Source organism: Chryseolinea serpens, from assembly GCF_900129725.1.
In the GTDB taxonomy this organism is placed as follows: Bacteria; Bacteroidota; Bacteroidia; order Cytophagales; family Cyclobacteriaceae; genus Chryseolinea; species Chryseolinea serpens.
In genome coordinates this window covers 603,758-616,648 of record NZ_FQWQ01000001.1, presented here as the reverse complement: position 1 = coordinate 616,648, position 12,891 = coordinate 603,758, and the positions used below count along the sequence as shown (strand labels likewise).

Genomic DNA, 12,891 nt, shown 5'->3' with positions numbered 1-12,891 from the left:
GTTATCCACGTTCAGTGCTTTCGAAATTCGGGATGTCTTGAACTACTGGCGCAGGTATTTAAAAAGCTTGTGCCTGCGACATGACGAGCACTGCCCGGCCTTCCGACAGGCACGTCATTCCGCAGGCACGCACTTCCTCGAGCTTCGCAGGTGGCCCAGGGAATCCAGTGGACAGCAAATTGAATCCGTGTGGTGATGCCTTTCAGATCGGGCGCGCGCTTTTCGGTGTTTGCCAATGTTCGTTTTAGCTTGTGCGCAAGTTTATCCACTTTCAACGCTTCGAAATCCGGGATGTCTTGAACTACGGGCGCAAGTATTTAAAAAGCTTGTGCCTGCGACATGACGTGGTCTTGCGCGACCATCGTTCGAGGTGACGTTAGCCAACGTGGTCGATGTATTCTGCGCGGTAGACGCAAAAAAAAGAGGCTGCCACAAGGCAACCTCTTTCTGCTTTTTGATATTTACAGTTATCAATTAGTCATTGCTAACATCTTCGATAAACGCATCGAGCGAATCTTTGATCTCGTCGAAGCCGACATCGGTGTAGGTGGCCAGGTCAGACTTGGTTCCGTCGGCGAAAATCAGGCGTACTTCGAGTGCTTTTTTGGTCTTTGTGGTTTCTACGTAGTCATAGTTCTGCGTTCCTTCGTTCCAGATCCATTCGCCCTCCGTATATTCTTCGTCGGTGATGTAGAACTCGCTCTCGGCGATTTTCTGTTTCGAATCGTCGTAGAAGACAATCAGCTTGTAGTTGGCGTTCAACAGGGCCAGTTCTTCTTCGATGGTGGGGGCAGCATCCATGCCGTCGGCCAGGGCTTTCGCGTTCACTTCGCCCGAGAATTTGATGTTCATGATCTGGAAGTAAGCCGTAGCGGTAGTCAACACATCGCCTACATTTTGGCTTCCTTCTACAGCCGTAGAAGAGAAATTACCCGTTCCGCGGATGCCGTAGCCGAAGAGCATCTTGTCGCCGTCTTTCAGGGAGTAGTCAAATTTGGCTTCGGTAGCGCTGTTGGATACTTCGTAGGCAAGGGTATAGCTATCGATGCTCAACGAGATGGATACCGCCGAAGGGTCGCCCTTGCTGTTGTAGCTGGCCGAGAAGGCATAGCCCATGTGTTTTGCGCCGTCGATGGTCAGATCGGCCTTCAGTGCTGTCGGATAATCGCCGGTGTAATTGTCACCGCCCAGGTCGCTTGTGATGGTCACGGTCTCGAGGCCGTATACGGAATATTCGGCGTTGTTCACGGTTCCGGCTTCTGTTGAAGGGAACTTGAAAACGATTTTATCGCCTGTTTTTTCATAGGTCCAGGTGTCGTTGGCTTTGCTGTAGGTATACACACCCACAACGTCAGCATATTCAGCCTGGAACGATTCGAAGCCGTCGGTGGCTACGCGCAAACCAGACAATGTTTTGGCTGGGGTGGTTTTGCCCTGGCCAAACGAAGCCAGCATTTGAAGCAGGCGAACACCGCCGTTGTCGCCAACGCGACCGCCGATGTTGGAGGGAAGCGTGCTGCCGTCGAGGTATTTGCTGAAGGCAATCGACGTTTGGATGCCGCTGGCATTTTTCAAAGTGGTCATCGAGTTTACGAGTGACACGCCGTTGTCTTCCAGGTTTGATTTGTTCTGTTCTACTGTGAGTTCGCTGTATTGTGTGGGGAACTCAGGTTCGTTCGTTTTTTCATTATCATCATTCTTGCTACAGCCCACGAACACCGAAGCTGCCACGATCAAAGTACCAAACTTTAGAAATGTTTTGTTCATAACGATTTTTTGAATGTGTTTTTTTGTACAAGTATAAGTTTGATTTGGTTCACAGCCGAGTGGGTTAGGGTAAGCCAACCGTTGAGGGATGTAAACAATCTGCCCGGCCGTACGAAAGCGCCGGAAACCTTACGCGAATCACCCTGGAGAAGGACGCTACGTGTGCAACGGAATGTGCGAAATTGCGCTAATAATGATGGTTGGGGTCTCAATTTTTTGAAAATCGTGAAAAATCCAACGTGCGTACAACGATCGTAAAGAAATCAGAACACCCGCGAGGCTCCACGGCATTGCGGATATACCTTTTTGGCTATCTCAATTTTTGTTATAGTCGCAATGTTGATTATAGGTTTTCACAATTTGGATCAAATTTTCCTTTGTCCATGCCCGGGACTCAATCGGCTTTATCACTATTGGGCAATCGACCAGGTACTCCATCATGTCTTTGCGAAAAGAGATGCCGCGAACGAGGAACATTTCGCCATCCCTTTGAAGGTAGTATCGATCGCGTTCATACGATGTGCCCAACGCCACGGTTAGTCCAGGTCCACCCATACCGCCTGGGCTCCTCCGTACTTCGAATACGTGGTACAGCCTCAGCGGGCCGTCTATCTCCAGGTACACAAAAATGTTATTGGGCATCGTAGCCGAGAGGCCCTGGTCTCTCTGGTTCCATTCATTTGGCATGGATATCATTCTATACTGTTTTGTGCCGATGGTGAACCGGATCTCCTGCGCCTCGTCGGCATTCGTTTCATGTTTTTGATCGGCGATATCGTAGTACACAACCCGGGTTTGCAACGCGGAGAAATGTGGGGTGGAAGACATTTTGAAAAATACATCGATAACATGTCCGTCGTTATCGATAATCTGCCCTGGTACTTTCTTGGGTTTGGCCCATGTTGCGGAGGGAAATAATACACCTGTGATCAGAAAGATTCCTGTCAGCAGTAGACGCGTACTTGTGCTCATAAAATCAATTGAATGTAGCTATTGGGTTTTGTAGACGTAGCCGGGAACTTCTTACGTCTGAACCAATCAAGAGAGGGTGGGAGAGGATGGCAAGACAACGGAACGGCTTAGCGCCCGCAAATAAGGCATATTTTTTGAAAACTTCCCGGGGGCGACCGCTGTAGCCTAAAAATCTTTTCCGACCACGCACTTATTTGTCCAAAATTTTAGAGATTTAGCATAGCGCTGTGGGATAGCCTTGTGATGATCGGATCAATACGGGTTCTGAAATACCCTCGTCCGAGGATAACGCAGCTTTGACGCCGGGAAAAAACCGGTCTTTCTTACCTGAAACAAAGACTAAAAACATAAAAAATGAAAACTTCCGGACGTCAACAAAGCCTTGCCAAATACCTTTTCCTGGTGCTTCCAATAGCGCTGGCTGCGTGTGGTGAAAAAATAATCGACCTTGACAAAAAGAATCCACAGGAAATTACATACGAGGCGCTGCCCAATGAAGTTCGAACATTTATCGATGAACACATTGACAGCACGAGCTCCCCGGGCAGGGAAATGTATTTCTCGACCAATCCGTCGGTTGTGTTTACCTATGCCCGGAGTGGCGTTCTCAACACCGGCTGGATGGACGATGCCAATACCACCTACCATCATTTCTTTATCGATGGTGTTCATTTCAGAATGAAAGGGAACAAGGGTCAGCCGTTTATACTTCATGATGGCGCCATCTACTTTTGTGATCTGGACCTGCATAAGGACAGTTACAAGACGCGTCCATACTTCAAAGTAGAGGCGATCGCTCCCAAGTAGCTTCGGGAGCAGGGTTTAAGCCGTTCCCTAACAGGATGTCGCAGGTGACATTTTTTTGACTTCATCAGCTGACTTGTTCCACCTATATCCTTATGCCATTTAGGGTTGTGCAAGAGATTTGGAAAACTTTTTTGGTGGTGGAATCATCCTATCTTTGGTCGCCCCTAAATCACAGTTCCGTCGAAAAACCGTTTTCCTATGGTCCAATCGTATTTTGTCGTAGCCTGGAGAAATCTCCAGAGAAATAAAGTTTTTACTTTCATCAACGTCGTTGGTCTCGCCGTGGGGATCGCCGTGGTGTTTATGATCTACCAGTATATCCAGGCGGAGCGAAGCTATGACCTGTTCCATAAGAACGTAGCGCGGCTTTATCGCGTGCCCATCGAATATACGGGAGCGTTGGCTGCCCGGCCCTCCGCCACCAATCACCCCGCTATTGGACCGGCGTTGAAGGCTGAATTTCCGGAAGTGCAGGACTTTGCCAGGATGATGAGGGCATCCATGTTTTTTCCCGCGAACACGTTTACTTTCGAAGGTGACCCGAACCGACCCGTGACTTTTAATGAAGAGGCGGTGTTTATCGCGGACAAACCTTTTTTGTCTATGTTTTCCTTTCCCTTCGTGGAAGGAGACACGAGCGCACTTCGCGAGCCGAATTCACTGGTGCTCACCCGGAAGGTAGCAAAAAAGTACTTTGGCGATAAGCCGGCAGCAGGCAACACGTTATTGTTTAACAGGATGCCCTGCAAGGTTACGGCAGTCGTCGATGTCCCTGAAAACTCTCACCTGCAGTTCGATGTACTGGTGTCCTTCAGTTCACTGGGACCGGAATGGGGATATACCGAGTGGGCGTGGCCGGAATTTTACAACTATGTGCTGCTGGCAGAAGGCGCGAGCCCACAGCGTTTAGAAGCAAAGTTTCCGGCGTTTATGGAGAAACATTCGGCAAAGATCTGGGAACAATATAAATTCAAATCTCATATTTGGCTTCAACCTGTTGCGGACATTCACCTCCAATCTGATTATTCGCTGGAGCAAAGCGCGAATGGAAGCGAACGCACGGTCTACTTCCTGACGTTGCTGGGGATCTTTATCCTGGTCATCGCCTGGATCAACTATATCAACCTGTCAACGGCAAAGGCCCTTGAGCGATCCAAGGAAGTCGGCCTGCGAAAAGTTTCGGGTGCGTCGCGGGTACAATTGATATCACAATTCTTTTTCGATGCCTTTCTCGTGAACGTGTTGTCCATCGCGCTCGCCATTATTATTGTCCTCTTGGTCACGCCGTATTTTGAATCCCTGACGGGCAAACATTTTTCACAGATATTAATGTCGATGGGCGCCTACTCAACGCCTTACTTCTGGCTATCCGTAGTGGTGGCGTTGTTGATCGGTATCCTGCTCGTGGGAATATATCCCGCATTAGTATTGTCCTCCTTTAATCCCGCTACCGTTTTGAAGGGCAAATTTATTAAGTCCGGAAGGGGCGCTTTATTGCGAAAAGGCATGGTGGTCTTTCAATATGTCCTGTCGATGATACTGGTTGCCGGGACATTAACGATGAGCACGCAAATGCAATTCATGCAGCGGCAGGACCTTGGATACGACAAAGACCAAATGCTGGTCGTGCGGGCCACCGCCATCGGTGACTCCACGTATCACATGCACGTGACCCAATTTGAAAACAGCGTAAAACAATTGTCTCAGGTTCAACACCTGGCGAAGTCCAGCGAAGTGCCCGGTCACGTTATTGCTGAGCGGAATAACGTACGTCGGATTACACAGGATGAAAATGGCAATGTGGGAACGTTTTTTATCATGACGGATGAGAATTTTTTTCAGACGTATGGCATGCAGGTTCTTGCGGGCAGAAACTTGACTGAACAGGAGAGGTTTATCTATGTACCAAGAGACGTTGACCCCAAAAGCGAGAAGATCATTACCGACGATGGTTACCTGGTCTCTGGTGCTCCAAACCGTATCATGATCAACGAAGCACTGGCCCAGCTTCTGGGATACACGAGCGCTGAGGCTGCGATCAACGAAAAGGTTGTGTTTGAGCAGGGACGAAAATTTGTGGGGGTTATAACCGGTGTGATCAAGAATCACAATCAATTATCACTTCGTGAAAAGTATCAACCCGTTATATATTATTATCCCAGCTACGACTATTGGTCCTATTTTTCTATCAAGATAAATTTGAATGCTTCGGGGGCATCCGAAACGATTGCCCAAGTGAGCAAGTTGTACACGGATGCATTTCCCACAAGCGCATTCGAGTACTTTTTTCTGGACGATCATTTTAATAATCAGTACAAGAATGATTTACAATTCACCCAGCTCTTCGGCGTTTTCACGATCCTGGCAATCATCATTTCTTCATTAGGGTTATTGGGGCTAGGTATTTTCAACGTAACACAACGCATTCGGGAGATCGCCATCAGGAGAGTTCTGGGTTCGTCGGTCGGGGGAATATTGCTTCTATTCTCAAAGGAAACGATCTGGCTGCTGGTCATGGCGTATGGCATATCGCTTCCCATCATCATCCTGGGTATCAAAAGCTGGCTTGACAATTTTGCTTTCCGGGTAGGCCTGGAGTGGCAGATGGTTATTCTGCCACCGATGTTGCTGTTGTTTATTTCGCTGGTGACCATTGTGTTTGTTACGCTGCGGTCGGCGGCCACCAGCCCGGCCGTTTCGTTAAAGACAGAGTGAACTGGTGTGATGGCGCCAACCGGCGTGATGCTCCTGGACGTGAGGGCACTTTTTGTCTAGGGCACGCGTATAAATTTCGAATAACCCGCTTTGCCGGATTTGTTTACCACTCTGAGCGTGTAGAACCCGGGAGGGATCTGGGTTACGTCAAGGGTTGTGGCGTCGTTGCCCGACGGGGCGGCATAGTTTTTCTCCAGCATTTTCAAGCCGGATGAATTGTAGACTTCCGCACTGAAACCTGTTCTAGCGTCGTCGAACCTGACATTCAAAATACCGGTGGTGGGCTGCGGATAAATTTCCAATTCGAGCGATTCATGTTTGGGTTCCACTCCGGTGACGGTATTCGGCTCTTCGGGCTCTTGCGTAATTTTGATTTTCAATATGGAAAGATGCTTGTCGCTTTCCGCCGGTTGAAACGATCCCAGGGCGATAATATAACTGTCGTCCGATTTGGCCCTGCCGTTGCTGGTGCCTTCTTCCGAAGAACTCGCGACGATACCCGAAATGCCTTCCACCGTCACCGGAATCGTCCATGCATCGACGGTTCCATCCAGGTTGATCACGTAAATGGAATAGTCGCCCCGGATGTATACTTTCGATCCTATTTGTTCGACCTGTGGGTCAAAAAATCCATAGGGTCCGGAAGCGTTTGATTGATTGGCATTAAAGGCCTGATCGATTTTGCCGTCGCGCGATAGTTTCACCAATCCATGGGCTACGGGTAAGCCATCAAATGTATCAAAGTAGCCACCGATTAAAATCTCCTTGTTCTCCAATACTTTCACCATCGTAACGGACGTCCAGTTGGTTACGTCTGCCACCCCAGGCCCCGTCTTCACGTGGAAGGTGGTGTCCACGACAGCGTTTGGCGTGATGCGTTGTACCTTCGTTGTAAATTCATCGCCACCCGTCCAGACCGTAAATCCATAAATGATGCTGTCGCCCTGCATGTCGAAGCTGAAGGCTGTCGAGGAACTTGAATGTCCCATATAGAAAGATCCATCTAACGACCCGTCCGGGTTGAGCCGGGCGATGGTGTTCGGATCTCCGACGATGATCTTATCGTCGTTGAGCACCCTGAACCGGTTGACCTGGTAGAGAAATCCGCCGGTCGTCCAATTGAAATCCGGTTTTACTTTTCCCTGGCTGTCCAACTTAAAGAAATATTTGTTGGTGGAAACCAGGGCCGTCTCGTCATCGAACAATTGCATTTGCGCGACCACGCCGTAGTTTTCGTCCGCTACAAAAGAATCATCGACGGTTCCGTCGCCATTGAGTCGCGCCATGCCGAACGTGTTTACGCTGTCGATGCGTACGAAGTCACCACCCACAATGATCTTTCCGTTCTGCTCGTCGCCAAAACGGACCACTCCCGTGCGGCTTATCCGTGGAGCAAACGCCGGGTCAACAACGCCCGTTTTATCCACCCATGAAACTTGATAGGGATTCCCGGCAACGACCGCACCCGTCACTATAAAATGGTCGCCGACCGGGAGGAGGGTGGGGTAGGCCAAACTTTGTTCCATCGATAGAAACACCGGCTCAAAGTCCGGATCCATGGCGCCGGCGTCCGTTATGCGCATCAGGTACATGCCATAAACATCCTTCCATTCGAGATAGCTAAAGAAATAAATGCCTTCCGGGGTCACGAGGGGCTCGCTCATCATGCCGTTCAACGAGACTACGCCGAACGTGTCGTCTACCGATCCGTCGGCATTTAACCGAACCGTTCCCCTGCGTTGTTGGCCATTAAAACTGTTGATGTAGGTCATGCCGGGCAAGATTTTGCCATCCGGCGCAACGGTCACCGCACCGACAAAATCGGATGTGCCGCTACCGGTGTCGAAGGAGTTGTCCAGCGTGCCATCGAGGTTGAGTTTCACGATGTTGTTTTTGGTGACGCCGTTCACCTTGTGGATGATCCCGGCCAGGAATAGTTTATCGCCGGCTACTTTGATGTCGGTCACCCATCCGTCGACGGAGAGGGTGGTGTTGAAGGCATTGTCCGGTGAGAGATCTTGATTATAGCGGATGGCATAGCCTCCGGTTGCCGTTGAACCTCCCACGAGAATCTTTCCGTCGTTTTGCACGGCGATCGTCGTCGCGTCTGGTTTCGTGTCGAGTGCCACTTTTAACAGACCATCCTTATCCAAGACCAGTACCTTGGAGGAAGAAAAAATATCGCTGTTATAGCTGTTAAATGCTTTCAGGAGCACGACGATCTCGCCGTTGTCGCGAAGCGCCAGATCATGTACATAGTAGCCACTCTGCCCGGCAAACGAAAATGTTGCGTCGCGTGAACCATCGGGGTGGATGCGGATCAGATCGTGCACCGGTGTGTTATTGTAATAGTCGATGCTACCGCCCAGGAGAATATTCCCATCCGCGAGCTTCACCTGGCAACTGGTGTAGGCAGCCCGAAAGGGTATGGCCGAATGGAAGGTGTTGTCCAGTTGCTGCCCTAGTAAGACGGATGAACTGATGACGCTAGATAGAAGGACAAGTAAAAGTGATCGCATAACTGTAGGGGGTAATGACCTTGAAGCCTTAAGAATCTTTTTATAGGAGATGTTTTGCGCTTGAAAACCTGTTTTATGCCTTATGGCTAACGTGCATCCGGTCGTCCTAAATTGATATCCACATCCGCGCATACCAGATGCTCATGCCTGAACCCAAAGGTACTTGAATTGCTGCTAACCACCAATAGGGGAGACGCGAAAGGCTTGACGGGTTGTTCCGGAATATTTCATTCACCGCCCGTGGTGTCTGTCCAACAAACTGCGCCTTTTGTCTAAAGAGTTTGAAATAGTCATGGGATTGGATTTCCTTGAACATACAAACAACATAGCCAACCTTCACGGGCAAGAGCGCACGCGATCGTGATGAGAAATACTGATCGTGACAAACCACGCTTTGCTGTTCGAACTTGGCTTTTTAGCATATGAACCGAAAGACCTTCCTTCAAAAATCCACCGCTGCCGCAGGAATACTTCTGCTCCCTAAGCTGCTCGCCGACGACGTGGTCATGACCGTGACGGGCCCGATCCGCCCCGCCGACATGAAGTTTACGCTGGAACATGAACACGTGCTGGCCGACTTCATTGGCGCAAAGGGCTATAGCCGCGACCGCTACAACGCCGACGAAGTGTTTGCCCGTGCGCTGCCGTTCCTGAAGGATGTGAAGCAACGCGGCTGTGTCACGTTCATCGATTGTTCGCCGGCCTATTTGGGGCGCGATGTGCTTTTGTTCAAGCGGCTGGCAGAGGCAACGGGCCTGAACTTCATCACGAACACAGGCTACTATGGCGCCGTGGGAGAGAAGTTCCTGCCACCCCAGGTCTACACCGAAACGAGCGAGCAAATTGCTGCGCGATGGATTGCCGAATTCAGGAATGGCATTGAGGGCACCGGCATCAAACCCGGTTTCATCAAAACCAGCGTTGACAACGCACCCTTAACCGAAGCGCAACGCAAAGTGGTGGACAGCGCCGCGCTTACGCACCTGGCCACGGGGCTCACCATCGCCATCCACACGGGCAACGGGGAGGCGGCCAAGGAGGAGTTGGCGATCCTGAAAGCACGGGGTGTTTCGCCACAGGCCCGGATTTGGGTGCATGCACAAAACGAAACCGACAAAGCCTATCACGTTGAAGCCGCACAGAATAAAAGTTGGGTGGCGTTTGACGGTGTCAATCCCGAGACCGTGAACGTTAACATCGCGTATTTGCAGAACATGAAAGCCCATAAACTGTTGGATAATGTTCTTGTCTCGCAAGATTCGGGATGGTATAACGTTGGCGAACCGAATGGAGGCAACTACAAAGATTACAATTGCATTTTCACGCAATTTATACCAGCGCTTAAAGCCAACGGATTTACAGCGTCCGAAATCGATAAAATCTTTATCGCAAATCCCGCAAAGGCCTTCGCCATTCGCGTTCGCAAGTTCTGAAAACGAGATGCGCCTATGCGCAACGTTAGCATCGATAGGATTAGGTTGGGCGTTTGCTTTGTTGCTAACGATTGCATTTCTTTGCAACTCAGTTAACTGAAATTTGAATGAAACACGTTTGTTTGGCCGCTGTGACGTCGCTTACGTCAACGTTGAAACCCTTTTTCTTCATCGCGCTTACCTTGTTTATTTTTGGTTGTCAGAATGACCCGGCAGAACCGGAAAAGACACCGGTTCAAATATTCTCGCTTACAGTGGACGCCAGCTTTGATTTGAGTAAAGACTATTGGGTAATGCTCCACGATACCAACGGAAAGGCCCTTGATGCCAAACAAATTAAAAGTGCAGGGGATTTTGATTTTCAGACCACGGAGACGGTTTCGGGCGACCAGATCGGCGTTACGTTATTTCATCACGACAGCACGGCGACCGATCATTTCTACATCTTCAACAGCTACCTCGCGATCCCGGTAGGGCAGCACTGGGTGTTAAAGAAAAAGAATTCTACCACAACATACTCGAATAACTTTGGCGCGAAAACAGGCACGTTCACCGTCCGCTATGAATTGCCCCCATCGGGCGTTGTCATGGAGACGTTTGGTGGTTCCGGCAGCCTTGGCAGCTACTCTGTTTTTGGCAATATCAAGCGCAGCTCGCTGGACATTTATGAAAAATCAAATGACTTTCTATTAACGATCGCTGACGAGGATGGCAATGTGAAGTATAAATATTTTGAGGATGTGGTGGACAAGCAGAGTGTGACGTTAAACTATAGCGATCTTGATCTCTTCGATCATGTTGTCGACATCTCCTTTCCCCCGGCAACCGACCCGTATGTCTCCGTTTCGGCCGATGCCGGTAACCAACAGAACTATTTCTACACGTACTATAATGGATTCAATTTGCCTCCGTATGCACCCTCGGCTTCCCGCACGAGTTTAAAAATCGGATACCTCGACCGGTTCAAGAAATACAATACCTATATTCAATTGAACTTTAAAGATTTCGGCTTTACCTATTCCAACACGGCGTCCATACCAGCCTCCTTTGAGGTGCCCGATCAATGTCCTTACCGGGTCACCAACAAAACATGGGATGGTTTTTCATACCAGGCCGATAAGCCTTTTAACATGCGTTCTACCCGGTTTGGCATTCCTTCCAACTCGGCGTATGTTGCCATGTCGTGGAATTTTCTAGCGCCAGATGGTGTCTATAAGGTTTTGGAGTTGCCGGAGGCCTTTGAGAAAAAATATCCTCAGCTGGCCATTCATAATTTTGAATATGCGACATCCTCTTTCATAGTCTCAAACGAGTCCTACACAGACGTCATCAAATCCGCGTTTATGGGGGCAGCTTTACCCGAGGAACGCGAGGACTTTTCATTCAACATTTGGTAGCCGCCTCGACGGCTTGAGCAACGGCAAGGGCGCGTGGTTTATGCACCGGGATGATGACGTCGAGATCTTTGGGGGATGCCGTTCACGCCACGGAACATCTGGCGGAAAATCACGCATGTTTTCAGGTGACCTTTTTACCAAATACAACGGTAAAAATTTAAGGTCTTTTTAAGGATAGACGCACCGTGAGTGATTGCGCCGCCGTTGTATTTCAACCGATTGTTTTAATCGAAAAACAGGTAATTTGCGCCAATGTAAGATAGGGGTCAGGTTACGGTCGAAATAAAAATCATGTAACCCACATTTCCCATCGTTTTATTCCATTATTTCGCACCGCATTAGTTGAATAAATTTTTATCTATGCGGCTTGTTTACTTTCTTTCCTTCCTGGGCGTTTTGGCAACACTATCGCTACAGGCTCAAAATGATGAATCCGGTGAAAAAAAGAAGAAGCTGAAAGGCGAATTTTTCTTTGAATGGGGCTACCACCGCGATACCTACTCCAACAGCACAATCCACTTCGAAGATCACAAAACCGGCGACTACGACTTCACCTTGCACAACGCCAAGGCAAGCGACAAACCCGACTGGGACCACTTCTTCCACACCCCACTAACGGTACCTCAGTATGTGCTGAGCGGAGGTTATTTCTTCAACGACAAACACGACCTGGGTATTGAAGTATGTTGGAATCACCTCAAGTATGTGGTGGACGACAACCAGTTGCTGCATGTCACCGGTCAAGTGAACGAACATCATCTGGATACGATGATGGTGGTAACTCCCGATTTCGTTCACTTCGAGCATACAAACGGCAACAACTACCTCATGATAAGCCTGCTGAAACGCGTGCAAATCGTGCACTCGCGAAACGAGCAGCACGTGCTGAGCGCGAACTTCCGCCTGGGTGGCGGCGGTCTTGTTCCCAAGACCGACTCCTACATTATGGGCAAACACAACGATGGGCCCTTCCGCTTGTCGGGCTATGTGATCGGCGTGGGGGGTGCCCTTCGATACGATGTGTTCCGCTATCTCTTCCTTCAGTTTGGCATAAAAGGTTCTTGGGCGAACTATACCGATGCCAAACTCTACGAACAGGGGAGGGCCCAGCACAGTTTCTTTTCTGCACAGTACATCCTGTCGGCCGGGTTCAACATCCCGACCAAAGGCTATAAGCTCAGACCTACTATCTAGGAAGCTGATTTCATAAAAGATCAACAGAGCCGTCTCCACCAGGAGGCGGCTTTTTTTATGCCGTGGACAAATCAACGCCGCGGTGCG

General features: G+C 49.5%; 8 protein-coding genes. 5 read left to right on the top strand and 3 right to left on the bottom strand.

Features of this window, described 5'->3' with window-relative positions; all coding sequences use genetic code 11:
- Positions 1 to 474: 474 nt before the first annotated feature.
- Complete coding sequence (locus BUB30_RS02415) at positions 475 to 1,767, bottom strand: hypothetical protein (RefSeq protein ID WP_073130733.1); 1,293 nt, start codon at positions 1,765 to 1,767, stop codon at positions 475 to 477.
- Positions 1,768 to 2,082: 315 nt separating this feature from the next.
- On the bottom strand, positions 2,083 to 2,739 hold the full coding sequence (locus BUB30_RS02410) for a hypothetical protein (RefSeq protein WP_073130732.1): 657 nt from the start codon (positions 2,737 to 2,739) through the stop codon (positions 2,083 to 2,085).
- A 354-nt stretch (positions 2,740 to 3,093) separates the two neighbouring features.
- Here BUB30_RS02410 and BUB30_RS02405 point away from each other — a divergent pair, with 354 nt between their 5' ends.
- Positions 3,094 to 3,546, top strand: a complete 453-nt coding sequence (locus tag BUB30_RS02405; RefSeq protein WP_073130730.1) for a hypothetical protein — start codon at positions 3,094 to 3,096, stop codon at positions 3,544 to 3,546.
- Positions 3,547 to 3,744: 198 nt separating this feature from the next.
- Positions 3,745 to 6,261, top strand: a complete 2,517-nt coding sequence (locus BUB30_RS02400) for an ABC transporter permease (RefSeq protein ID WP_073130728.1) — start codon at positions 3,745 to 3,747, stop codon at positions 6,259 to 6,261.
- 56 nt (positions 6,262 to 6,317) lie between these two features.
- Here the strand turns inward: BUB30_RS02400 and BUB30_RS02395 are convergent, their stop codons facing one another.
- A complete protein-coding gene (locus tag BUB30_RS02395; RefSeq protein ID WP_178376999.1) occupies positions 6,318 to 8,780 on the bottom strand; it encodes a T9SS type A sorting domain-containing protein in 2,463 nt (820 codons plus the stop codon).
- 422 nt (positions 8,781 to 9,202) lie between these two features.
- On the opposite strand from BUB30_RS02395, the gene BUB30_RS02390 reads away from it, so the two are divergent.
- From BUB30_RS02390 to BUB30_RS02380, 3 genes are all read left to right on the top strand, one after another.
- Positions 9,203 to 10,213 carry a phosphotriesterase family protein gene (locus tag BUB30_RS02390; protein WP_073130725.1) on the top strand — a complete coding sequence of 337 codons (1,011 nt, stop codon included), beginning with the start codon at positions 9,203 to 9,205 and terminating at the stop codon, positions 10,211 to 10,213.
- Positions 10,214 to 10,320: 107 nt separating this feature from the next.
- Positions 10,321 to 11,610, top strand: a complete 1,290-nt coding sequence (locus tag BUB30_RS02385; protein ID WP_073130723.1) for a hypothetical protein — start codon at positions 10,321 to 10,323, stop codon at positions 11,608 to 11,610.
- Positions 11,611 to 11,970: 360 nt separating this feature from the next.
- The gene (locus BUB30_RS02380; RefSeq protein WP_245804019.1) at positions 11,971 to 12,804 is read left to right on the top strand and encodes a hypothetical protein; all 834 of its coding nucleotides are present in this window, start codon (positions 11,971 to 11,973) and stop codon (positions 12,802 to 12,804) included.
- Positions 12,805 to 12,891 lie beyond the last annotated feature (87 nt).

What these genes read in the sequence shown, in the direction of transcription:
- BUB30_RS02380 (WP_245804019.1), top strand. Translation starts at nt 11,971, where the DNA reads ATGCGGCTTGTTTACTTTCTTTCCTTCCTGGGCGTTTTGGCAACACTA.
- BUB30_RS02385 (WP_073130723.1), top strand. Translation starts at nt 10,321, where the DNA reads ATGAAACACGTTTGTTTGGCCGCTGTGACGTCGCTTACGTCAACGTTG.
- BUB30_RS02405 (WP_073130730.1), top strand. Translation starts at nt 3,094, where the DNA reads ATGAAAACTTCCGGACGTCAACAAAGCCTTGCCAAATACCTTTTCCTG.
- BUB30_RS02395 (WP_178376999.1), bottom strand. Translation starts at nt 8,780, where the DNA reads ATGCGATCACTTTTACTTGTCCTTCTATCTAGCGTCATCAGTTCATCC.
- BUB30_RS02390 (WP_073130725.1), top strand. Translation starts at nt 9,203, where the DNA reads ATGAACCGAAAGACCTTCCTTCAAAAATCCACCGCTGCCGCAGGAATA.
- BUB30_RS02400 (WP_073130728.1), top strand. Translation starts at nt 3,745, where the DNA reads ATGGTCCAATCGTATTTTGTCGTAGCCTGGAGAAATCTCCAGAGAAAT.
- BUB30_RS02410 (WP_073130732.1), bottom strand. Translation starts at nt 2,739, where the DNA reads ATGAGCACAAGTACGCGTCTACTGCTGACAGGAATCTTTCTGATCACA.
- BUB30_RS02415 (WP_073130733.1), bottom strand. Translation starts at nt 1,767, where the DNA reads ATGAACAAAACATTTCTAAAGTTTGGTACTTTGATCGTGGCAGCTTCG.